19 protein-coding genes are annotated in these 25,571 nt (G+C 32.7%); 17 read left to right on the top strand and 2 right to left on the bottom strand.

What is annotated here, in order from left to right; translation table 11 throughout:
• Positions 1-2 precede the first annotated feature (2 nt).
• From ABRY23_05855 to ABRY23_05830, 6 genes are read left to right on the top strand one after another with little or no spacing between them, the layout of a single operon-like run.
• A complete protein-coding gene (locus ABRY23_05855) occupies positions 3-1,082 on the top strand; it encodes a hypothetical protein (GenBank protein ID MFA3782575.1) in 1,080 nt (359 codons plus the stop codon).
• Positions 1,079-2,077, top strand: coding sequence for a D-glycero-beta-D-manno-heptose-7-phosphate kinase (gene rfaE1 / locus ABRY23_05850; GenBank protein ID MFA3782574.1), 999 nt, complete (start codon positions 1,079-1,081; stop codon positions 2,075-2,077). Before ABRY23_05855 ends, rfaE1 begins: the two co-directional genes overlap by 4 nt.
• Complete coding sequence (rfaE2, locus tag ABRY23_05845; GenBank protein MFA3782573.1) at positions 2,074-2,556, top strand: D-glycero-beta-D-manno-heptose 1-phosphate adenylyltransferase; 483 nt, start codon at positions 2,074-2,076, stop codon at positions 2,554-2,556. Before rfaE1 ends, rfaE2 begins: the two co-directional genes overlap by 4 nt.
• Positions 2,556-7,043, top strand: coding sequence for a hypothetical protein (locus ABRY23_05840; GenBank protein ID MFA3782572.1), 4,488 nt, complete (start codon positions 2,556-2,558; stop codon positions 7,041-7,043). Before rfaE2 ends, ABRY23_05840 begins: the two co-directional genes overlap by 1 nt.
• Positions 7,043-9,133: a ribonuclease R gene (gene rnr, locus ABRY23_05835; GenBank protein MFA3782571.1), complete on the top strand. Its 2,091-nt coding sequence runs from the start codon at positions 7,043-7,045 to the stop codon at positions 9,131-9,133. The genes ABRY23_05840 and rnr overlap by 1 nt, the downstream gene beginning before the upstream one ends.
• Positions 9,134-9,161: 28 nt before the next feature.
• A complete protein-coding gene (locus ABRY23_05830; GenBank protein ID MFA3782570.1) occupies positions 9,162-12,365 on the top strand; it encodes a peptidase MA family metallohydrolase in 3,204 nt (1,067 codons plus the stop codon).
• Positions 12,366-12,412: 47 nt separating this feature from the next.
• Here ABRY23_05830 and ABRY23_05825 read toward each other — a convergent pair whose 3' ends face one another.
• Positions 12,413-12,664 carry an FmdB family zinc ribbon protein gene (locus ABRY23_05825; protein MFA3782569.1) on the bottom strand — a complete coding sequence of 84 codons (252 nt, stop codon included), beginning with the start codon at positions 12,662-12,664 and terminating at the stop codon, positions 12,413-12,415.
• Between the two features lie 125 nt (positions 12,665-12,789).
• On the opposite strand from ABRY23_05825, the gene ABRY23_05820 reads away from it, so the two are divergent.
• The 11 genes from ABRY23_05820 to secF all read left to right on the top strand — a co-directional run bounded on the left by ABRY23_05820 (position 12,790) and on the right by secF (position 22,937).
• Positions 12,790-13,458, top strand: coding sequence for a hypothetical protein (locus ABRY23_05820; GenBank protein ID MFA3782568.1), 669 nt, complete (start codon positions 12,790-12,792; stop codon positions 13,456-13,458).
• A 79-nt stretch (positions 13,459-13,537) separates the two neighbouring features.
• A complete protein-coding gene (locus ABRY23_05815; protein MFA3782567.1) occupies positions 13,538-14,482 on the top strand; it encodes a ribose-phosphate diphosphokinase in 945 nt (314 codons plus the stop codon).
• An 18-nt stretch (positions 14,483-14,500) separates the two neighbouring features.
• Complete coding sequence (locus ABRY23_05810; protein ID MFA3782566.1) at positions 14,501-15,148, top strand: 50S ribosomal protein L25; 648 nt, start codon at positions 14,501-14,503, stop codon at positions 15,146-15,148.
• Positions 15,149-15,153: 5 nt separating this feature from the next.
• A complete protein-coding gene (pth, locus tag ABRY23_05805) occupies positions 15,154-15,756 on the top strand; it encodes an aminoacyl-tRNA hydrolase (protein ID MFA3782565.1) in 603 nt (200 codons plus the stop codon).
• A gap of 9 nt (positions 15,757-15,765) precedes the next feature.
• Positions 15,766-17,832, top strand: coding sequence for a sodium-translocating pyrophosphatase (locus ABRY23_05800; GenBank protein ID MFA3782564.1), 2,067 nt, complete (start codon positions 15,766-15,768; stop codon positions 17,830-17,832).
• A gap of 88 nt (positions 17,833-17,920) precedes the next feature.
• Complete coding sequence (gene rpsF, locus ABRY23_05795; GenBank protein MFA3782563.1) at positions 17,921-18,298, top strand: 30S ribosomal protein S6; 378 nt, start codon at positions 17,921-17,923, stop codon at positions 18,296-18,298.
• Between the two features lie 46 nt (positions 18,299-18,344).
• Complete coding sequence (locus tag ABRY23_05790) at positions 18,345-18,821, top strand: single-stranded DNA-binding protein (protein ID MFA3782562.1); 477 nt, start codon at positions 18,345-18,347, stop codon at positions 18,819-18,821.
• A 10-nt stretch (positions 18,822-18,831) separates the two neighbouring features.
• Complete coding sequence (gene rpsR, locus ABRY23_05785) at positions 18,832-19,044, top strand: 30S ribosomal protein S18 (protein ID MFA3782561.1); 213 nt, start codon at positions 18,832-18,834, stop codon at positions 19,042-19,044.
• Between the two features lie 10 nt (positions 19,045-19,054).
• Positions 19,055-19,498, top strand: coding sequence for a 50S ribosomal protein L9 (gene rplI, locus ABRY23_05780; protein MFA3782560.1), 444 nt, complete (start codon positions 19,055-19,057; stop codon positions 19,496-19,498).
• Between the two features lie 373 nt (positions 19,499-19,871).
• Complete coding sequence (gene secD, locus ABRY23_05775; GenBank protein MFA3782559.1) at positions 19,872-21,770, top strand: protein translocase subunit SecD; 1,899 nt, start codon at positions 19,872-19,874, stop codon at positions 21,768-21,770.
• A gap of 27 nt (positions 21,771-21,797) precedes the next feature.
• Positions 21,798-22,937 carry a protein translocase subunit SecF gene (secF, locus tag ABRY23_05770; protein MFA3782558.1) on the top strand — a complete coding sequence of 380 codons (1,140 nt, stop codon included), beginning with the start codon at positions 21,798-21,800 and terminating at the stop codon, positions 22,935-22,937.
• A 60-nt stretch (positions 22,938-22,997) separates the two neighbouring features.
• On the opposite strand, the gene ABRY23_05765 is transcribed toward secF, so the two are convergent.
• Positions 22,998-25,571, bottom strand: coding sequence for a SpoIIE family protein phosphatase (locus ABRY23_05765; GenBank protein MFA3782557.1), 2,574 nt, complete (start codon positions 25,569-25,571; stop codon positions 22,998-23,000).

Below are 25,571 nucleotides of genomic sequence, written 5' to 3'. Positions count from 1 at the left end.
CAATGATTAAACATACTTCTTTTATTCTTTTCTTTTTGCTTGTCTATAATTTAGCTGCTCAAAATGCTGACTTTATAAATTTTTTTTTGAAGGGTAGCAACGTAACAGCTATTTGCAGTGATGAACAATCAATTTGGATTGCTACTAATGGCAAAGGAATTTACAAATATTCACCTGCCTCTAATAAGTTTATAAATTTTTCTACAGAAAACAGCAACATTCAACAAGATATATTTTATTCTATTGCTGCTAATGATAAATTTGTTTGGGCTGGCTCAACAGATGGTTTATTTATTTACGATAAGCAAAAAAATTATTGGACAAAAAGAAAATTTGGTTTGGGCGGACAATTAGGTAATTGGATTCGCGCACTTGCTTATGACAAATACCGAAATGTATTATGGATTGGAAGATTTCAATATCTTTCTAAATATGATCTCAACACTAAACGATTCTTTGACTACGATATGACCATCAATGGCAACGAGAAAACTAACACAATAAAAACAATAGCTATTGACGGCGATAGTCTAATTTGGTTTGGCACTGAGGCGGGTTTGCATAAGTATTATGCAAATAAAGATTTAAGCGACCCAAGCTCAAGAGTATTTTACGACAACAAACTAAATTTTTTTAACGGCGAGGGCGAACAAGTTTCTATTTCCTCCATTGTTTTCGAAGGGAACAATATTTGGATTGGCACTGATGAGTTCTTAACTAAAGAGAGACCGGAATTTAACATAGGCGGAATTTATAAATTCAACAGAAAAAATGAATGGCATAAGTTTGACATTACCAACGGTCTGCCCGGTAATGGTGTTAACGCATTATGTAGAACTGGTAATTATATCTGGGCAGCGTTATATCAATTCGGTTCTTCATCTAAAGAAGCTTTTGGAAGAGGTATTGTTTTAATTAACAGATTAACAAATCGAGTTATGCCAATAAGAGACGAACAAATACCATCTATGGTAAATTGCCTTTTTTTCGACGGAACAAATATGTGGATTGGAACTGAATCTAATCTTGTAAAAATCGAATTAAAAAATAAATTTGCCACATGGAATTATAAGGATAAATGATGCTAAACATTTCAATCAAAAAACTAGAACAGCTTAAAAAAAAATTTATTGGGAAAAAAATTGCCGTAGTTGGAGATATGATGTTAGATGGGTATTTCTGGGGCGGCGTAAAAAGAATTTCACCTGAAGCTCCAGTTCCTATTGTAGAAATAGACAATGAAATCTTTCGTTTTGGCGGAGCTATGAACGTAGCAAATAATATCTTATCACTTGGGGCTACACCAATACCAATTGGATTAATTGGTGATGACAACGACGGCAAAATTTTTAAACAACTGCTTAAAGAAAAAAATATAATTCCTGACGCAATAATAACAGAAAAAGGTAGACCAACTACAACTAAGACAAGAGTTATAGCCGATAACCAGCACATCGTAAGAATTGACAAAGAAAAAACACACCCAATAAAATTGGCTACTGAAAAGAAAATTATGAACTTCTTAACAGACATTATAAATGATTTAGATGCTATTATTTTAGAAGATTATAACAAAGGCGTGCTGACAAAAAGTTTAATACAAAGTGTAATTAAATTGGCTAATCAAAAAAACATTATTATAACTGTCGACCCCAAATTTGATAACTTCTTTGAGTATAAAAATGTTACAGTCTTCAAGCCTAATAGGAAGGAAACAGAAGACGCTTTTGGAATACGAATAGTAACAAATGAAGACATAACTAATGCCGGGAAAAGAATTCTTGAAATACTAAAATCAAAATATGTTATTTTAACATTAGGCGAAAAAGGATTGGCAATATTTGAAAACGGGAAATCTGAGAGGAAAATTTCCACTAAAGCAAGGAAAGTTGCAGATGTTTCCGGTGCCGGTGACACAGTTATTTCCACACTTACAGTTGCTTTGGCCGCTGGAGCAGATATATACCAAGCTTCCTACTTGGCCAATTTTGCAGCTGGTATTGTATGCCAAGAAGTTGGTATTGTGCCAATTGAATTAGATGCTTTATTTAATGCTGTTAAATCGGAATTAAAATGACAAATATTGTTGTAACCATAGAAAAACTAATCAAAATTAGAAATCAATTAAAAAAAGAAAATAAAAAAGTTGTATTTACTAATGGCGTATTCGATTTAATACATGCTGGACATGTAGATTATCTTTGCAAGGCAAAGTTACTCGGCGATGTATTAATTGTGGCTGTAAATTCTGATAAATCAGTTAAAAGAATTAAAGGCAGCAATAGACCTATAACAAACCAAAAAGAAAGGACTTTTGTTTTAGCTAATTTAAGACCAGTAGATTATGTGATTGTCTTTGAAGAAGATACTCCATTGAAAATTATAGAAAAATTAGTACCGGATATTTTAGTGAAAGGAGCTGATTGGTCTAAAGATAAAATTGTGGGGAAAGAAATTGTTGAAGCTAATGGCGGTAAAGTTGAAACCATCAAGTTTGTTCATCAACAATCAACTACTAATATAATAAACACGATATTGGAAAAATTTAAGAAGTAATGTCAAAAATTGAGCAGAAGAAAAAACCAAAGCGAAGTTTATTTAGAAAGATTGTTAACACCTTTATCGGGTTATTTGCTTTTATCTGCCTGTTAATAATATTGTTCTTAGGTTATTCTCAAACAAACTCCTTCCGTGAATTTCTAAGAGAAAAAATAATTGCTGCTGCTAATTCCTCATTAAACGGCCAAATCAACATCGAAAAAATTGACGGTACTATATTTACTTCATTTTACCTAAGAAAGGTCTCTGTTACCGTAAGCAAGGACACTCTACTTTACGCTAAAAAAATAGAGATTAAAACCAGCCCCCTCCAATTATTACTTAAAAAAATATTCTTCAGAAAAATACTTCTTGAAGATGCAAATATAAACTTACTTCAAGACAGTACAGGCACTTGGAACTTTGATAAGCTTTTAAAATCAAAAGCAGCTGACACAACTAAAAGCCAGTTTAATTTTGCTATACAAGCAAGTAACCTCCAGCTACGAAATGTTAATTTTGTACGACAAACATTTCAAAATAAATATAGCAAGAAAATTTATAAGCTAATTAACTTAGATGACTTGCAGATAAAAAATCTCTTTTTATCTGCAGAGATATATTTGGATATAAGCAATTCAAATTATTTAGTTGATTTAAGAGAACTCTCATTCTCCCCCAATTTAGAAAAATTCAATGTGAAGGAATTGTCTGGACAAATAGCACTCACGCATGAATATATTTTGGTAAACAGACTTAAAGTTATCTCCGATAAAAGCTCTATTTTCATTACAGCGCGGTTAGACAGCCTAAATTTGTTTAGTAATGTAGAACTAAAAGATTTTCAAAAATATCCTATTTCTATAAATCTTACAGCATCTCCGTTTAGTTTTGATGATTTATCGTCATTTATTGAAAGCACAGAGCTACTAAAAGGAAATGTTGACTTGCAACTTAAAGCCAAGGGTGAGTTTGGCAATTTTAACATAGAAGACCTAAAAGTTGATTTTCGCAATACTCATGTGCAGATGACCGGTAATATCCAAAATCTCAATGAGCCCGAAAAACTCTTCTTAACCTCGTCAATTAAAAATTCTAATATTGATTACAAAGATATTAATCTGCTTCTACCATCATTGAAATTACCTCGTTTTGATGAACTAACGTTACAAAATATAAATGTTGAATTTAATGGTGAACCGCTAAACTTCAGTACTAAGTTCACTGCAAATTCTTCTGAGGGAAAAATTAGTTCAACTGCTCAACTCAACTTTAAAAATAAACTGACTGCATACAATATCAGCTTTGAAACGGAAGATTTTAATCTAATGCCAATTCTTGGTATTAAATCAAAAATTAACTCTAAAGGCAAAATTATTGGTAAAGGCATAAGCCCACTAAATCTAAACTCGACTTTAGAATTTTTCGCCGAAAATTCATCTATCAACTCCCACAAAATTGATTATATTGCAATATCGTCGACAGCTAAAAATAAAATGATAAACATTAAATTGAGTGGCAAATCTGAAAAAAATATTGCGAATATAAACGGGAATCTGCAATTTGATAAAGATACCTCGGCAACATATAATTTTTCTGGTGATATAAGAAATTTAAATCTCGCTTCTTACTTGAACGACACAAGATACTTAAGCAATCTAAACTTCTTTTTTAATGCCAAGGGCAGAAGCTTTGACCCAGATAAGATAAATATCACATTCGAAGCTGGAATTGATTCATCTTACTTTGAAAACACAAATATTGACTATTCGAAAATCAGGCTGGTTGTAAATACAGATTCAACTAATAAACAAATTAAATTTGTATCCGACTTTCTCGATTTCGATATATACGGTAATTTCTCTACTAAAAAAGCAATTTCACTGCTGCAATTCGAAGCGAATTCAATATCAAACATTGTTTCAAAAAAACTTGAGGAGATGAACCCAATTCATTTAAGAAATGATACTATTAAAGATACAGTTAGTATCCAAAATGACGCCGCAGCAATTCAAGAAGATTTAAAATTTAATTTCGATTTCAAGTTCAAGGATTTTAAACTTATTGCCAAACTTTTAAATAACGATAAATTGGATGTAGAGGGTTCGGGCAGTGGTTCAATTGAAAATTTAAACAATAATTTTTCCATTAATACACAGCTCTCCCTAAATTATCTTATTTTTCTTAACAAACAAAAAACTATTTATATATCCGGCTTAGACGCTGATTTTAATTTTACGAGAGACAATAGGTTCTCTACATTCGATAACATTTTCGGGTCTATTTCATTAACAGCTAAAAGATTTTATTCAAATACTAACATAAGAGAAATTGAAGCTGATTTCGTCTTCAATCAAAGTAAATTGTTTTTTAACGTTTCAGCAAACATAGATAGTACAAACAACATAGCTGCTGAAGGTACACTTCTTATTTCCCCTATTGAACAATCAATTAACTTTGACAAAATTTTAATAGACTTTAACAATGTAAGCTGGGTGAACAAGAACACACCAAAAATATTTTTTTCCTCCGACCACATGAGATTTGAAAATTTTACTTTACGTAATGGCGTTACTACTGTGAATATCAATGGGAAAATAGTTGGCGATAATTTTCAAGACTTAACACTTGCAGTAGATAGTATAACCGGTAGCATTTTAAATAATTACTTAATGAACAGCAACCAAAATGAACTTTCGACTAATGGCAATTTAACTGCTTCGCTAAACGGAAATTTTGAAAAGCCTGAAATTGACCTTCGTTTGGTGCTAAAGGATATATCATATAGCAATGTTAAATTTGGCAATTTAATAGGCCAATTTATTTATAAAGATAAGACCGTTTCAACCGACCTTAGGTTTATTGACACAACATATAATTACAACAACCCAAAACTTAGTATAATTGGCACTATCCCCATTAATCTTAGTTTTATAAATGTTAAAAATAGATTTTCTGAGACCGACCAAATAAATCTTTCAATAAAGTCAGAAAACTTTGATATAAGCACATTCGGAAACGTTATACCTTATGTTATCAGCCAAAAAGGAAAATTAATAGCTGATGTTAAAATTGGAGGTACATTCTACAATCCAGATTACTCAGGCATATTAGGCATTCAAGATGGGTCTTTTCGTTCCTTAATTAATTACTTAGATTATTCTTTTTCAACAAGATTGAAATTCCATAAACAAACCTTAACTATTGACAGTCTTAAAATTGCTAATTCCGGCGGCTCTAAATATAATGGAGAAATTAATGGAACTGGCGAAATTCGTTTTAAAGGTTTTAGTTTGGATAAAGTAGATGTAAGTTTAAGAGGACTTTTAGCTGTACTAGGACAAAGGTCAAAGACCGTCAGTCCTTTACTGTATGGAGATTTATTAATTGGAACAAGCGGAGACTGGAAATTTCAGCTATTAAATAATCGTGCTTATTTTACAGGCAACATTTTACTTAAACAAACCGACCTTGTTTATACCACCACCGATGAGACCTATTACAAAAATAACTCTAACTTTGATGTAAGAATTATTGAAGATACAACAAAAATTGATAAAGAATTATTACGCTTTCAAAATTTGTTGAAGACCGAAAAAATTCTTAGAAAAAACAAAAAAATCGTAAGCACTGCAGAAAGTTTATTTGATTACAATATTAAGGTTAAGGTGGAAAACTCAGCAAAAATTATTTTTATACTCTCGCAGGCTGTTAACCAAAGATTAGCGGTAGAAATTGCTGGGGAGCTCGAACTGCAAAGTATAAGCGGGATTAAACGAGCCCAGGGTTCATTTGAATTACTACCTGGCTCCAAATTGGAATTTTTTAAAACTTTCGATGCTAAAGGCTACCTTCGTTTTGAAAGTAATATTTACAACCCTTACTTAGATGTAATAGCTACTTATACAAGTGACTATGTAAATCCTAGGGACCCTAATGCACCAGCTGAAGAAGTTGCTGTCAAAATAAAAATAAAAGGTACATTAGAAGATTTAGGTAAAAATCTCGCAAACAACCCGGAAAGCATTGGAGTTTATGTGGGCAGTAATAACATTCAGCACGACATTAGGGACCCGCAGTATGATTATGCGGACGCGTTTTCATTTATTTTAATAGGTAAGTTTAAGGATGATTTAACTGCACAAGATAAAGGTCAAGTAGCTGCTCAAACAAACACACTTGGCAATACAGCCACTTCGTTTCTTGGTTCTGTATTGACTAATTTCGTTAATTCAGCTGTTGGAGATTTGGTAAATAACATCTCTTTTTCTCAGTCGGGCGAATACACAAGATTTTCTTTATCAGGCAGAATACAAAATTTAAGATACAGTTTTGGGGGCACCACAGAGCTGTTTCAAAACTTTGCAAAAGCAAACCTAAAAATTGAATACCTCTTCAATCCCCACTTTCTTATAAGAGTGGAAAGAAGAGACCCTATAGGACAAACTTATACATTCGACGAAAAAATTAACGAATTAGGATTTAAATATAGATTCGAGTTCTAATGAAAAACAAAATAAAATCTTTTTTTAGTAAACATCCCCAGTCTAAAATTAAAGCAAAAGAGTTAGCAAAAGAACTAAACTTAAAAAATGACCACGAGTATGCAGAATTAAAATTTTATCTGCATAAACTTCAGCAGGAAGAATTCATCGTGAAACTGGGTAAACGATATTCGCTTAATAAAAAAACTGATGAACGATTAATAGGCAAACTAAAAATAATTAATGAACGAGGCTATGGTTTCGTTACCCTAAAAAATCATCACATTAAAGACATATTTATTCCCGGAAAGTACTTAAACTCAGCAATGGATGGTGATAAAGTTGAAGTTAAGTTGTTGACCAAACAATACGGCAAAAATATTGAGGGACAAATTGTAAGCATAATAGAAAGAGCACATAAAAAAATTATTGGAACGTTAAAAAAAACAAAATCCTTTTATTTTGTTGAACCGGTTGACGAAAAACTCCCCAAAAGCATTTATATTTCTAAAAAGAACTTAAACGGTGCTAAAATTGGTGATAAGGTTGTTGTTGGAAAATTAGAATGGAAATCGCAACAATTTGGTTTAGAGGGAACTGTTCTGGAAATATTAGGTAAAGCTGGTTCTTATGACGCTGAAATAGCAGCTATAGCAAGAGAATTTGATTTAGAATATAAGTTCCCAAAAGAAGTAACTGCCCAATCAAAAACTCTTACTGAGATAATACCAAAAACTGAGATAGAAAAAAGATTAGACTTAAGAAATGAAATAATTTTCACAATTGATCCTGACGACGCAAAAGATTTCGACGACGCAGTTTCAATTAAAAAACTTGAGAACGGTAATTTTTTGGTTGGAGTGCACATTGCAGATGTAAGTTATTATGTAAAATATAACTCACCTATTTTTAAAGAAGCACAGCAAAGAGCCACTAGTGTTTATCTTGTTGGAAAGGTAATCCCAATGTTACCGGAAGAATTATCTACTAACATCTGCTCTCTTCTGCCAGGCAAAGACCGTCTTACTTACTCAGTAATTTCTGAAATTACTCCACGAGGAAAGGTTGTCTCATATCAAATAAAAAAATCAATAATAAATAGTAAAAGAAGATTTACTTACAATGAGGTCCAAGAAATTATCGACAAGGGCGAAGGTGAGTTTGCTAAAGAAATTAACCTTCTAAACAAATTGGCAAAAACTCTTAGACAAAAAAGAATAAAAAAAGGCAGTATTAATTTTCATACTCCTGAGGTAGAATTTAAATTAGATAAAAATGGTGTACCAATTGATGTAAAAATTAAAGAAATAAAAGAAAGCCACAATTTGATTGAAGAGTTTATGCTATTAGCAAATCAGATTATTGCAACTCATATTAACTTAGATAAAAAAAATCGTTCGCCGTTTATTTATCGTGTTCATGATCAACCCGATAAAGAAAAGATTGAAGAATTTTCCCGTTTTGTAAAATCATTAGGCTACTCATTTGACCCTAAAGCCGTGAACAATTCAAAACAGTTTCAAATATTGTTAGACCAAGTAAAGGGAACTGAAGAAGAGGGTGTGATTAATGAAATTGCAATCAGGTCTATGGCAAAGGCTATTTACTCAACAAAAAACATTGGTCATTACGGACTTGGTTTTAAATATTACACACATTTTACATCGCCAATCAGACGGTTCCCGGACTTAATGGTTCACAAGTTAATCTATAATTACGTTGAAAATGTCAAAGAGAAGAATTTCTCTCTTGAAGAGTTAGAAAAAATTTGCAATCATTCGTCTGAAAAAGAACGCTCTGCTACAGAAGCAGAAAGATTATCAATTAAACTGAAGCAAATTGAGTTTCTCAAAAACAAAATTGGTGAAGAATTTAACGCTATTGTATCTGGCATAACAAATTTTGGAATTTTTGTTGAATTAAGTCATACTTTAGCAGAAGGATTAGTCAGGCTTAAAGATATTAATGATGACTTCTATGTGTTCGATGAAAAAAACTATGCGGTTTATGGAAAGAGAACCGGCAAAAGAATTCGATTAGGTGATAAGGTTAATGTTAAACTAATTAGAGTAAACGAAACTAAAAGAGAAATTGATTTTGCATTAGTGTAAAACTAAACTTAAAACAATGGTAATAAAAATGAAAAAGCTAATAATATTCTTTGTGTTAATGCTCTTTGTGAATGTTTGCAATGTGGTAGCTCAATTTGGCCAGAACAAAGTGCAATACAAAAACTTAGAATGGTTTTACATACAAACAAAACATTTCGATATTTATTTCTCAAAAGGCGGTGAAAAAATAACAGAGTTCGCAGCGGCAGTTGCAGAATCTTCGTTGACACAAATAGAAAATATGCTGAACTTTAAGATAACCGACAGAATTTCAATTATAATCTATAATTCCCACGATGATTTTCAAGAGACAAATGTTAGTGATGAATATATAGACCCTGGCACGGGTGGATTCACAGAACCATTTAAAAATAGAGTGGTGTTCCCTTTCGAAGGCTCATATCAAAAATTTCAGCATGTAATACATCACGAACTGGTACATGCTGTTATGTTAGATATGCTCTATGGCGGTAGTATACAAAATATTATTTCTAGAGGAATTACACTTCAGCTTCCACAATGGTTTATGGAAGGAATAGCTGAATACATTTCTCAAGGCTGGGAAACAAATACCGATATGTTCATTAGAGATGCTATTAGCACTGAATCATTACCTGATATTGATAGATTAAACGGCTACTTAGGCTATCGTGGTGGTCAATCTGTTTTTAAGTATATTGCTGATACTTACGGTCAACAAAAAATTGGAGAATTGGTAGGCAAGATTCAAAATTTAAACGGACTTGAACCTGGCCTTAAAGCATCAATAGGCATCGACTTAAAGGAATTAAACGAAAGATGGAAAAAAAGCTTAAAGAAAATTTACTGGCCTGAAATAGCTGTTTACTCAGACCCCGATGAATATGCTAAAAGACTTACAGATAATAAAGAAAGTGGGGGTTTTTATAACACAAGTCCGGCAATATCTCCTCAGGGTGATAAAATTGCTTTTATTTCAGATAGGGATATTTATCTTAACGTTTACCTTATGAACAGTCAAGATGGAAAAATTATAAAAAAAGTAGTTTCAAGCGGAAAAACAAATGACTTTGAAGAATTAAACATACTGCATCCTTCACTTTCTTGGGCACCCGATAATCAAAGAATTGCTTTATCGTTAAAAAGCGGCGGGTATGATGCAATTGCTGTTATAAATGTTGAAACAGATGATTATTACGAACTACCTTTTAAGATGGATGGAATTGAATCTGTTAGCTGGTCACATGATGGAACTAAAATAGCATTTGATGCACAAAATTCATCACAATCCGATATTTACATCTACGATTTCAATACCCAAAAGGTAACTAATATTACAAATGATATTTTTAGTGATTTTAATCCAACTTGGACACCTGATGGCAAGCAAATTATTTTTTCTTCTGACAGAGGCAAGTACTTAAACGGCGCTAACTTACCCGACGATTTTGCAATGCACAATTTTAATTACCATAACTTAGACCTCTATTCAATTGATATCAATACAAAAAAAATAACACGTTTAACAGATTGGGAATTAAGTGATGAAGTCTATCCCGTAGTATCACCAGATGGTAAAGAAATAATTTTTGTTTCTGACTATAACGGCATTAGCAACTTATATAAGAAAAGTATTATCCCACAAAATGACAGTAGCAGCGTATTAGCAAACAAAGCTATTCCTATTACTAATTCAATCTCTCCTATTAGTCAGCCTTCTATTTCTTATGACGGTAAAAAACTAACTTTTACTGCTCTATATAAACTTGGCTATAATATTTTCATACTAAATGACCCGTTTAATATAGACATTGGCAAAAAGGAATTACAAACCACTGAATTTATGAAACAATTAAGAAAAGGAATTAATCCATTACCAATTGTAGAACATTCATTCGCTTCAGCTGAAAAAAAAGATTCTGCAACTATATCAACCAATAATAATACCGCTGATACACTTTCGACACATAGAAAAAGAAGAATATTTACAGGTCAGTATACCGCAAAAAGCAGCGGCTACCAAGATTCATCCAATGTAGATTACAGCAAATATGTCTTCGGTACAACTACCAAAGAGGATAGTATTAGAGCAAAAATGAGGAAAGAATTATTTAAAGAAAAATTAGACTCCGATGGTAATTATCTTGTAAACAAATACAAAATTAATTTTTCACCCGACTTAATTTATGCCAACGCAGGTTACAGCACACTTTATGGATTACTTGGAACAACACAATTAGCCTTTAGTGATGTATTAGGTAATCATAGATTAATAGGTGTGACCAGCCTTCAAATAGATATAAAAAACAGCGATTACGGCTTAGCCTACTATTACTTGAAAAACAGAACAAATTGGGGTGTTGAACTTTTTCATACAGCACGTTTTGTGTACCTAAATACGTTTTTTGGTACTAACTTATATAGGTTTACAAATTTTGGCGGAATAATATCAGCAAGCTATCCCTTTGACCGATTTCATAGAATTGATGGCAGTCTTAGTGTTCTGAGCGTTTCTTCTGAAAATCTAGATAATATTGCCGTACCATCTGATAATGCAACTTACATAATACCTGCTATAAGTTATATTCAAGATAATGTATTATGGGGTTACACATCTCCAATTGAAGGAACCCGCTATAACTTTACATTATTTGGAAATCCTGGTCTTACTAACAAAACTCAAAGTTTCTTTTCATTTGTATGGGATTATCGCAATTATTTTAGATTTTGGTTTGATAACAGTTTTGCTTTTCGAATATCTGGTGGCTATTCAGGTGGGGCTAATCCTCAACGATTTTTCATTGGTGGCACAGAAAATTGGATTAATCGTTCTTTTGCCACTGGTGATATACCTGTAAGATCAGCAGCTGATTTTGCTTTTTTAACTCCAGGTTTACCCCTAAGAGGATACGATTACGCACAACAAATTGGTACAAAATATTCCTTGTTAAACCTCGAATTAAGGATGCCTTTAATCAGATACCTTTTAACTGGTCCAATACCACTATTTTTCCAAAATATACTTGGCGTCGCTTTCGTAGATGCTGGCTCAGCTTGGAATAACACAAATAAATTACAGCTATTCACAAAAGATGAAGCCGGCAACTTAATTACCAAAGATTTATTAATTGGAATGGGTGTTGGATTCAGAGCTTACTTGTTTTTCCTATGGAGATTTGACGTGGCTTGGGCATTTAACTGGCATTCTTATACATCACCCAGATATTATCTTTCGTTAGGTTTAGATTTTTAATTAACTTTATAAGAATACACAGCAATTCTTACCAAAAGTAACTTTGGCTACTTTCTATCTTTGTCGCCCGAGTGTTTATCACCCTCTGTTTTTTTTACCTCAGTGGGTTTATTTGATTTATTTTTATAATCTGTTTGATAAAAGCCGCTTCCTTTAAAAATTGTGCCGGCACCAGCTCCTATAAGTCTTTTTACTTTTCCATTGCACTTGGGACAAAAACCAATTGGTTCATCAGAAATTTTTTGAAACACTTCAAAAGTATAACCACAACTGGTACATTTATAATCATAAGTAGGCATAAAAAATTCTCCCAATAAAAACTTGACTTGCAAAAATATAGACTCCTTATGATAAAACAAATTATAATTATACTCATTTATTAGTCAAAATTTTCGCATATTTTCATTACACAAAATAATCATTTATGAAAAAGCTAAGTTTATTTTTCACTTTCCTTATTATAAGTGTTTACTTATCCAGCTGCTTAAACTACACCCAAGTAACAACAATAAAAGTCGATGGTTCCGGAAATATGTTCATCCACTATTGGATGAAATGGAAAAATTCGCGGGACTCATTATTAATAGAGAACTTAGGAATTTTTAATCAAGACTCTGTAAAAAAAGAATTCCTTTCAGATTTTGTGAAATTGACTAATGTAGAAGTTTATAAAGACTATTCCGACAGTACCGCTCATACAAAGGTCGAATTGGAATTCAGCAGTCTTGAAAATTTAAATAAAACACGTGCGTTCAAAGGTGCCGAATTATCAATTAAAGACGGACCTGAAAACACAAAAATTTTCTCTCAGTTCATACAGCCAATTGCAACTGGCTTTGGTTTTGAAAGTAAGGACTTCTCAATAACATACATTTATTATTTACCAGGACAAATATTAAGCAATAATGCCACTTCAGTTTCAAATAATAAATTGACTTGGAAATACACTTTAGATGAAATTGGTACGGGCAAATACATTACAGCTACTTATCGTCCCTTTAAACTAAAAGAGACACCAGTTTGGATTTACTACAGTGCCCTCTTTGTAATAATAGTTGTAATTTTTTATTTATTCAGCAAAAGAACTAAATAACAGTGGATGCAAAGTTTGACATGCCTTAAGCTTTTAATTATATTTGGCGACTATTTAATAAAAAAAATTTGCTTTTTAAGTGGAAACCGCACCTTTAATATTTTCTGGGAGTTCTAACCCAACTTTAACAAAAAAAATTTGTGAGTACTTAGGATTAGAATTAGGGAAGGCTGACCTTAAGAGATTTAGTGATGGTGAAATTTGGGTAAAATACCTTGAAAATATACGTGGAAGGGATGTTTTTGTTGTTCAATCTACTCATCCCCCGGCTGAAAATCTTATGGAATTACTTATTATGATTGATGCCGCTAAAAGGGCTTCAGCAAAAAGAGTTACAGCTGTTATCCCCTATTTTGGCTATGCACGACAGGATAGGAAAGACCAACCTCGTGTCTCAATTTCAGCAAAACTTACTGCAAATCTTATAACAGTTGCAGGAGCCGATAGGGTTATAACAATGGATTTACATGCTGCCCAAATACAAGGTTTTTTTGATATTCCCTTTGACCATTTGTATGCATCTCCTATTTTTACGGTAATATTTAAAGATAAATTAAAAGACTTAGTGGTTGTTTCGCCTGATATTGGAGGTATTAAATTAGCAAGAGCTTATGCAAAAAGACTTAATGCAAGCTTAGTCTTAATTGATAAACGAAGACCCACTCACAACGTTGCAGAGGTAATGACAATAATTGGCGATGTCAAAGATAAAAACGTTCTTATAGTAGATGATATGATAGACACTGCAGGTACTTTTGTCTCCGCAATTAATGCACTTAAAGCCAATGGTGCTAAAGATATTTACGGCGCTGTAACACATCCCCTTTTATCGGGTAACGCAATAGAAAAAATAAATAATGCTGAAATTAAAGAATTATATGTAACTGATAGCATACCTCTTAAAGAATCAATTAATACAAAAAAAATTTTTGTCAGAACCGCTTCTGAACTATTAGCAGAAGCAATAATTCGTTCATTTAGAAACGAATCCATTAGTTCTTTATTTGAAATTGATAAAAGTTAGTAAGGAGAGCGATAAAAAATGTCTGAAATTAATTTAACAGTAAAAAAAAGAGAGCTTTTTACAAAAGGTGCAAATAATAAATTACGAAAAAGAGGTTTTGTGCCTGGTATCTTTTATAGCAAAGGAATGGAACCAATACCTATCTATGCTTCAGAAGGTTCGCTAAAACCTCTAATTTACACCTCAGAGACTCACATAGTAAATCTTAAAATTGATGAGGGAGAGGAAATTAAGTCTATTCTTAAAGATGTTGACTTTGATCCCGTAACTGACAAGATAATTCATTTTGATTTATTAGGTATTCAAGTGGGACAAGAATTAGAGCTTGAAGTTCCTGTAGTCTTAGAGGGACAAGCAAAAGGTATTAAAGAAGGTGGTGTCGTTCAACACCAGCTGCATAAACTATTAGTGGCTTGTCTGCCAAAATATATACCTGAACATATCACAATAGATATTTCTAACTTGGGTATTGGTGATTCTATCCACGTTAAGGACATACAAATAGAAAATGTAAAAGTACTTAATCCTCCTGAAGTCATAGTAGTATCAATTAATATCCCAAGAGCTGCTGCTGTTGAGACTGCAACAACTGCACAAACAACAACAGCTGAACCTTCGGAACCTGAAGTGATAAGTAAAGGCAAAGCAGAAAAAGAGGAAGAATAGACTTCTTGAAAGCTGTTATTGGAATTGGTAACTTAGGTAAAAAATATGAATTAACAAGACATAATATAGGCTTTATAATTTTAGATTATTTTGCTGAAAAACATAAGCTTTTTTTTAAACCATCTAAAAACAATTTTTATTTTGCAAGTGGTAATTTAAATGCTGCTAATTTTTTATTAGTAAAACCAACAACTTATGTTAATCAAAGTGGTATTGCAGCTTTAGAAGTTATTGAAAATTTTAATATAAAGATTAGTGACTTACTTGTGGTAGTGGATGATATCCATCTCGAACTTGGTAAAATTAGAATACGAAAATCTGGGTCAGATGGCGGTCACAACGGACTCAAATCAATTATCTACCATTTACAAACAAATAACTTTCATAGATTAAGATTTGGAATTGGTAATGATTACTCTGAGAGCAAATTAGCTAATTATGTTTTAAGTAAATTTAGTCATAGTGAGTTGAACTTAATAAAAAAATACATCTCCTTTTCTGTTGAACTTATTGAAGAGTTCATTAAAAAAGACATTAACAAAATGTTAGACTACTACAGTAAATATTCAAAAGATATTTACTCATTAAACAAACCCGATGCAAATTAGGAGATTTCTATGTCACCATTAATTTACATTATTCCTCTAATCGGTTTATCTGCTTTACTTTACTCATATCTAAAATACAATTGGATTAAGAAACAAAATTCTGGCACCGAAATAATGATAGAAATTTCTAATCACATTAGAGAAGGTGCAATCGCATTCCTCAAAACCGAATATAAAGTTTTAGCTATATTCGTTGTTTCGGTAGCATTCTTATTAGGTATATCAAATTTTGGCAGGACTGATTCTTCTTGGCTAATAGCGGTATCATTTATTGTTGGGGCTTTTTGCTCGGCTTTTGCAGGCTTTTTAGGAATGATTGCTGCAACTAGAGCAAATGTTAAAACAGCTAACGCTGCAAGAACGGGTTTAGGTGAAGCACTTCAAATAGCCTTTTCCGGCGGCTCAATAATGGGAATGAATGTAGTTGGTTTGGGGGTAATTGGCTTAAGCGTACTTTTTATTATATATCAAAATTTATCTTGGGATTTGTCAAAAATTATAAATGTAATTTCAGGTTTTTCCTTAGGCGCCTCATCGATTGCTCTTTTTGCAAGAGTGGGTGGCGGAATTTATACAAAAGCTGCTGATGTAGGGGCTGACTTAGCTGGTAAAGTTTACGAGGGCATACCAGAAGATGATCCGAGAAATCCTGCAACAATAGCAGACAACGTTGGTGATAACGTTGGTGATGTTGCAGGAATGGGAGCTGACCTTTTTGAATCATACGTGGGAGCAATAATTGGAACAATGGTTTTAGGTGCTGTCTTTGCCGACCCGTCAGTCCCAGAAATTGGTCTAGAAGCTGTTATTCTACCGTTAATACTAGCAGGGACTGGAATTTTGTTATCAATTTTTGGTGCTTTCTTTGTTAAAGTTAAAGAAGGAGGAAATCCTCAGAAAGCTCTTAATTTTGGTGAATTTACTGCGGCTGGATTAATGATTATCGCATCATACTTTATCATTATGAAAATGCTTCCTGATAAATGGATCTACAATAACTTCACTTATTCAAATATAGGAGTTTTCTATTCAACAATAATTGGCTTAGCTGCTGGCGTAATAATTGGAATGCTTACAGAATATTATACCAGCACAGAAAATAGTCCAGTCCACACAATTGCGAATCAATCAATCACCGGAGCTGCAACAAATATTATAGCCGGATTAGGTGTGGGAATGATGTCCACCGCAATTCCCATAATTATTATTGCAATTGGTATAATTGGTGCTTATCAGTTTGCTAACCTTTATGGTATTGCAATTGCTGCTTTAGGAATGTTATCTACTACTGGCATTCAATTAGCTGTTGATGCTTATGGTCCAATTTCAGATAACGCAGGTGGAATTGCTGAAATGTCAGAACTCCCGAAAGAAGTAAGAGAAAGAACGGATAAACTTGATGCAGTAGGAAATACTACAGCTGCAATTGGAAAAGGGTTTGCAATTGGTTCAGCTGCTTTAACAGCTCTTGCTTTGTTCAGTGCATATATGCACCAAGCAGATATTTCAGTAATAGATATTTCAAAACCAATAATTATGGGTGGTTTATTTATTGGTGCCATGCTGCCATTTCTCTTTTCTTCTTTATCCATAAATGCTGTTGGAAAAGCTGCCAAGGAAATGATTATTGAAGTTGGAAGGCAATTTAGAGAGATTAAGGGATTACGAGAAGGAACAGCTAAAGCCGACTTTTCAAGATGCGTTGAAATTTCAACAAAGGCAGCTATTAAAAAAATGATTGTCCCAGGCGTAATGGCAGTTGTTATACCTGTAATCATTGGTTTTATCAGCAAGGAAATGCTAGCAGGATTACTCGCAGGTGTCACCGCAAGTGGCGTGTTAATGGCTATTTTTCAAGCAAATGCAGGTGGAGCTTGGGATAATGCAAAAAAATTAATTGAAGCGGGCTTTACCTCAAGCGGGCTTACTTATACTAAAGGCTCTGATGCTCACAAAGCAGCTGTTGTTGGAGATACAGTAGGTGATCCATTTAAGGATACTTCAGGTCCATCACTTAATATTTTAATTAAATTAATGTCGGTTGTGTCATTAGTTATTGCACCATTGATTAAATAAATATATTTTAGCGCATTAAATTTTATAAAACCCTGCTTTCATTTTTATATTTTAATGAAGGCCTTAAAGTCCAAAGGGAGGATAAAAAATGAACAAAAGACACTATGAAAGTGTGATTATTATTAACGCTGCTTTAGAAGATGAGCAGATTGAACAAACAATATCAAGAATACAAGAATTAATAACTACTAATGGTGGTGAAATAATCGATGTAGATAAATGGGGACGCAAACGTCTCGCATATCCAATAAAAAAATCTAAAACTGGTTATTATCTTATAATTAGACACCTCACAATTCCCTCTTCCATAACCACTATCGAAAGGAATTTTAGATTGGACGAAAACATTGTAAGATACCTAACTATTACATTAGATAAGCGTGCACTTGAAGCAATTGAAAAACAAAAACAAATTTCAGTCACTGCTGAAGATGAAGAACTAATACCTGAATTAACAAAAAACTAATTGTAAAACGTAACTGATTAATAACAAAAGTAGCTTGGAGGTAACGATGGCTGATTTGAAGATGCCAGAAATTAACAGTGTTATAGTAGCAGGAAACTTAACAAAGGATCCTGTTTTTAGACAAACTTCTAATAACACACCTGTTGTCAACTTTCACATTGCTGCTAACAGAAGGTATAAAGACAGCAGCAATCAATGGCAGGAAGATGTTTGCTATGTTGGAGTTGTTGCTTGGAATAAGTTAGCAGATAGCTGCCGAGACCGTCTTAAAAAAGGTAGCGCTGTTTTAATTGACGGGGAAATGCAAAGCCGTACTTTCAAAACAGAAGACGGGAAGAACAGAACAATTGTAGAAATTAAAGCAAAAAGAATTCAATTCCTTAATAAGTTCAATAAATCTGGAAACGGCACAGCCGAAGATACTGTTGATGCTGTTGAAGATGACAGTAATTTTGAGGATAATTCATTCGATAAATTTTTGACTGATGAAGAATCCGACCTTATGAAAAACGATAAGCAATAAGGGGTTTTTAATGAAAACAGTGAAAAAAATAAAAAGAGTAATTACTGGATATATCGATTACAAGGATTCAAAGCAGCTCCAAAAATTCTTAACTGACCAAGGTAAAATAATACCAAGAAGAATTACAGGTCTAAGTGCGAAACAACACAGAGAGTTGGTGCGCGCTATTAAACGCGCACGTCACTTAGCTATTTTACCTTACGTCTCTGAAGCAGTAAAATAAGGAGTATCTAATGAAAGTGATTTTAAGAAAAAATTACGACAAACTTGGAAAAGTGGGCGAAGTGGTAGAAGTAAAAGATGGATTCGCAAGAAACTTTTTGATACCAAGACAAATTGCTTATCAAGCAACAAAAGGAAACATTTTAAGCTTCGAAGAAGAAAAAAAACAAATCCTTAAAAGAGAAGCTAAAGAACTTGAAGCTGCTCAAAAATTAGCAGCTGAATTAGAAAAAATCTCTATTACCATTCCAGTTAAAGTCGGTGAAGAAGATAAAATCTTTGGCTCGGTAACCAACCAAATGATTGCAGATTCACTCAAAGAAAAAGGATACGAAGTTGATAAACGTAAAATTGAAATCGCAGAACCTATTAAAGCTTTGGGAATTTACAGTGTCAATATAAAACTTCACCCTTCTGTTTCAGCAACCGTTAAAACTTGGGTAGTAAGAGAATAGTTTCTTGCAAGTAGGGCTGTCTCAAAAAAATAAAAGTAAAATAAAGATTAAAAAGTTAGTTTGGGACAGCCTTAATTTTAGTGACAACAGTTTAACTCCATATCTATTATTCCTTTTAAGATTATACTCACAAAATACACATCTTATAAGCAACAATTATGAATAACACAAACTATTTATACAAGCATTGAGTTATATCTCTGCTGCACTATTTACAATAAGTTTTGTAACAAAAACATGCAACATTAAGCATAATGGTGATAGAACAAACAACTTGTTTTCAAGCAATATTAATTGACTTTTTAGAGGGTACAATCTATATTTCGCATTCTAATAAACAATAAAATTAACTAAATAATGGTTGTACTCACGAATGAAAGAACTACGATTTAGATTCATCATTATAATTGCAGCGGCAGCACTTTCATTATATTTATTATATCCCACCTACCAAGATTATCAAAACAACAAAGAGGTTTCTAAAAAAATTGCTGTTATAGGTGATAGTATAAAAAACGCAGACCCTCAAATTTCCAAATCAGTTTTAAGAGATATTTTAACAAACAAAAAGGATAGTATACTTGCTAATAACCCAGCTTATCGCAAAGCAAGAGAAAAAAGAATTAAACTAGGGTTAGATTTACAAGGTGGTATGTACCTTGTAATGGAAGTCAACACTGCCAAGCTTCTTGAACGCCTTGCTAAAGATCCAGACGAAACTTTCAATAAAGTCTTGAAAGAGGCAGAAAATGAGACGAAGAACACTGACGAAAATATTGTTACTGTACTTGCTAAGAAACTTCAGCAAAGAGGCATTAGGTTAAGTAGATACTTTGGAACTATAAGAGAAGATGACCAACAAATCATAAATAAACTTCAGCAGCAAGAATCAGACGCTGTTACAAGAGCTCAGGAAATTATTAGTAATAGAGTTAATCAGTACGGCGTTTCCGAACCTAATATACAAAAGCAAGGTTCAAGAAGGTTAATTGTAGAATTGCCAGGAATAGCAAGAGAAGAAGAAGCCAAAAGATTATTGCAAGGGCGAGCACTATTAGAGTTCAAACTTGTAAAAGATGCCGACTTTGCCATCCCAATAATGAACAAAATTGATGAAGTTCTGGCAAAAGCATTAACTGACAGTTCAAAAATTGATTCGTTAAAATCAGCTAAAGATACAACTAACACAAAGCTAACAGAAAAACAATTTAAAATTGAGCATCCATTCTTTTACATTGCCAGGCTAATTGATTCAAAAGGAAGAATTGCAGATGCTTTTGTTAAAGAAAGTGACCGTCAAAAATTATTAGATTACTTGCAATTACCAGAAGTTAAAAAGGTTATGCCTGACAACGTTGAATTCCTTTTTGATGCAAAACCAGAAATCGGTCAAGATGGACAAAAGTATTATCGAATGTATATGGTCAATAAACAACCAGAATTAACAGGTGGAGTAATTGTAGATGCTCAAGCAAGTATTGACCCAAATACTTCAGCACCGGAAGTTACAATGTCAATGAACAGTGAAGGCGCAAGGGAATGGGCAAGAATTACTGGTGCAAATATCAATAAAAGATGCGCTATTGTTTTAGACGGCGTAGTTTATTCCGCACCTACAATTATAAATAAAATTCCTACCGGCAATTCACAAATTACAGGCATATCAAGCTTAGACGAAGCAAAACTACTTGAAATTGTATTAAAGGCTGGAGCACTACCTGCACCAGTGGATATAATCGAAGAAAGAACTGTTGGGCCTTCACTTGGACAGGATTCTATAAGCCAAGGATTTAATTCTTTTGTTATAGGCTTCTCATTAGTATCAATTTTTATGATCTTTTATTACAAAAAAGCTGGCTCTGTTGCTGTAGTAGGTTTAATCAACACTATTTTATTAATCTTAGGGGTACTAGCTGGTTTTAGCGCCACATTAACCTTACCCGGCATAGCTGGTATTATCTTAACAATTGGCATGGCCGTAGACGCTAACGTTCTAATTTATGAAAGAATTAGAGAGGAACTGGCAACCGGCAAAACTGCTAAGGCAGCAGTAGATAGTGGTTTTGCAAATTCCTTTTCTGCAATTTTTGATTCAAATATTACTACCTTCTTCACAGGAATTATACTTTATCAATTTGGGAGCGGACCTGTTCAAGGTTTTGCACTTACTTTAATGATTGGTATAGTAGCAAGTTTATTTTCAGCATTAGTTGTAACACGAGTAATTTTTGATTTCATGGTAGCAAAGGGCTACAAAATTAATGTAGGTTAATTAAAGTAAGCAGGAGATTTTCAATAAATGAGAGTATTCGAAAATTTAAACGTTAATTTCATGGCAAAAAGAAAATTTTTCTATTTTCTTTCTGCTACTCTTCTATTCTTAGGAATTATTAGTATTATATTTCGTGGATTACAATTTGGAATCGACTTTAAGGGAGGCACCGAAGTTGCCATTCAATTCGAGAAACCAATTCAAATTTCTGACGTAAGAAAAGAAGTAGACAAAATTGGACTGGGTAACGTAGAAGTTAAAACATTTGGCGGTAGTACCGGCATCTTGTTAAGAACTGAAATTCAAGAAATACCTGCTAATATTTTCCCAAAAGTAACTCAAAAAATTAGAGAACTGATAGAAAAATCTAAACCAGGCACAAAAGTCACCGTTACAGACTCAACCATTAATTCTATCACTTTTTCATTCCCGGATCCAGAAACCGCCAATTTTATGAACAATAAATTATTCGAAGCTGGCTTTCAAACAACCAAAGCTTCTGAAGAAGCCACTAACACTGCAGTAATTGTAAGAGTTGGAATAGCTGATTGGATTAAAGAAAATTTAAGTGAAAGATTTCATGATAATCCATTTAATGTACTTAAAGAAGATAAAGTGGGCCCGAAAATTGGACAAGAACTAAAAACTGATGCACTATTGGCAGTATTAATTTCATTAATAGTTATTCTAATTTATTTAGGTTTCCGATTTAAGTTCACATTTGCTATTGGAGCTGTAGCCGCTTTATTCCATGATGTGCTTATTACTTTAGGTCTTTTTTCAATTCTTTATGGTGTGTTCCCCGGTCTCAATTTAGAAATTTCTATAAGCGTTGTTGCAGCATTTTTGACTTTAGTTGGATATTCAATTAACGATACTGTAGTTGTTTTCGATAGAGTAAGGGAAAATCTAAAAATTCACAAAACACTTCCCTTAGAAGAAAATATGAACAACGCTATAAATAAAACAATGAGCAGAACCATAATAACAGGCTTTACTACTTTAATTAGCGTAATTGTCCTATTGATTTTTGGCGGCGAGGTCTTAAAGGGTTTTGCTTTTGCTTTATTTATAGGAATTATTACGGGTACCTATTCTTCAATTTTTGTTGCAAGTGCTTTTGTTTTAGAGTATGCTAACAGAACAAATAAGAAAGTGCAGTTTTAGTTTATTTATATTTTATGCACCAATGCCAAGAAAACAAGTTTACACTTTTAATCAAGTCTTTTAGGTATACTTAACCACAATTAGTGTTATATCGTCGAACTGTGTTGTTGTTCCTCTAAAATTTTCCAAGTTTTGGATTACACGGTTTGTAATGGCAGCAGAACTCAATGAGTAATTTTGTAGAATAATATTCTGCAGGTTTTTAATTCCGTAAAGTTCTTTTTGATTATTCATATTTTCAGTTACACCATCGGAAAAAAAGCAATAAAGGTCTCCCCTTTTCATATCCATTAACTCTTCTTCTAATGTGGCTTCAAAAATATTCCCTTTTTCAAGTCCAAGTCCTATTCCACTGGGCTGAACAACAAAATGTTGTCCTTCCCTAAATAAAATCATAGGGGTATGGCCGGCCCTACAAATTTGAATCTTCTTTTTTTCAGTATCAAAAAGTGCTAAGCTAAGTGTGATAAAATTATTTCGTTCAATATTATTAAAAAGCTGACTGTTAATTTCACACAGTATTTCTTTTGGCGACTTTAATTGCGCGCAATACAATCTCACCATTGTTTGAATTTTAGACATGTAAAATGATGCCGATAATCCTTTACCGGAAACATCAGCAATTACAATAAAAAATTCATTTTGACTCACTTGAATAAAATCATAATAATCACCGCCAATTTGCATTGCAGGTATCATTTTCCCACAAATGTCAATTCCTGGAATATGTGGAACAGTTTTAGGAAGTAAGCTTTCCTGGATTTTTCTTGCGTTGTCAAACTCTTTTTCTAATTTAATTTTTTCGGCTTCAGATTCATATAATCTTGCATTTTCTATTGAAATTGCTGTTTGATTAGCAGCAGCATTTAACAGTTCAATTTCCTTATCAGCAAACTGAGAGCCGGAAAATTTCAAACCAAATACTAGCAACCCAATCAACCTTGATTTAATTAAAAGGGGAATTATAGTATATATATGCTCTTCTATAAGTAAATCAGCTTCTTCTCCAAATAGTTCCTTAAACTCTTCACGATAAATAACCAACTTTTTGTTTGTAGCAGCTTTATTCTGAAAATAATTGTCTAGTTTGTGTTGATTATTATGTAACTTCATGTTCGACAAAAAGATACCCTCACTGCGTACCAATTCAAACACTTGTTTCTTTTCATTTTTCAAAAATATACCAAAGTGTTTAAGCTTGAGTAAATTGACAAAAATTTCTTCTGTGGTGTCTAAAATATTATCAAAGCCGACAACAGTAGTAATATCGTTGCTAAATTTCAAAAGTATGTTGTGAAAAGCAAACTGTTCTGGATAGAACTTAATTGTAATCAAATTTTGAAATTTGTCCTTAGCCGACTGGAAAATAATTGCAAATATTATAAAAATTAACCCGGCTATAAGTCCTTGATATTCCGTTCCAATTGCAGAACTAACACCTTGTCCAATTACATAAATTAACAAGAAATAAACTGCGGCAATAGATAAAGTTGCTGTTCCATAAAAGATTGCGTTTTTTAAAACATCACTAACATCCATTAATGAATATTTAAATATCGAATAGCCAAAAGCTACAGGTAGAAGTGAAATTAAAATAATAGGAGTAAAATAAATTGGGTTGTTAAATATAGTTCCAGCAATAACACCTGCTAAGGTATAAGTAAACAGCAATGCAGCAACACCAACAACGTAGGCTATCAAAATTACAAAAATAGAATTCCTTTCTTGTTTAGTATCCATCCTCGAATAACTTATAAATAAAAGCACTAATCCTATAATATAGCCTCCAACATTAAGTATTAAGAAGAGGTTATTCCCTACAATAACAACATATTCAGGTTTAAGGAAATTTAATTTAAGGAAGAATACAACAAAAAAAATAACGAATGATAAACCTAAAATTGTCAGCGGTGCATATTTTAAAGTATTCTTATACCATTTTTTATCATTAATTTTATTTCTTACAGGGAAGAGATTAAAAAATTTGACTATTTGAAACGGCAAGTAAGTAGCCCCAATTAAAAAAGCAATAACAACAATACTGAAAACAAAAATGTTTGAAAAAATAGGATTTTGTACGGAAGGTCCTCTGTAAAACAAATTACTTAGTGCAAAAAGTGTAGCAAAAAAACCAATGTTATAAAAAGCATTTTGCGTTTTACCATCTAATTTTGCCATTACAACTATAAAGCCAACAATTATCCATATAAATCCTAATAAAGCATAGCTAAATCCAAAAAGATTAATAAGTTTTTTTACCAAAACTTTAGTTTCAAATGTAGTGTTATTCCTGCCAATAAGGTATGTAGCATAATCTCCTTTGGGAACACTATCCAACACTTTCGTGGCTGTAATAAGATTATCAATTGTTACTCCATTAATTTTAATGAGTCTATCCCCATTTCTTATTCCAGCAATCCAGGTTACCCCACCTTCTTTTACTTTATCAATAAAAACTTCTGTACTGTCTTTATTAATTTTCTTTTGTACCCACAGGCATTCATCGTTAGATTGTGTAGTTACCTCAAAAATAAAATAGAAATTTATAAGACCTACAATTACCAAAAGTGTTGTTAAAAGAATTACAGAATTTCTTCTATTTTTAATTACAATATCTTTTATTGTTTTAAGCAT

The sequence above is a fragment of the Melioribacteraceae bacterium 4301-Me genome (assembly GCA_041538185.1).
In the GTDB taxonomy this organism is placed as follows: domain Bacteria; phylum Bacteroidota; class Ignavibacteria; order Ignavibacteriales; family Melioribacteraceae; genus Pyranulibacter; species Pyranulibacter aquaticus.
The sequence above is the reverse complement of the archived record's forward strand: the minus strand, read 5'-3'. Positions and strand labels throughout refer to the sequence as shown.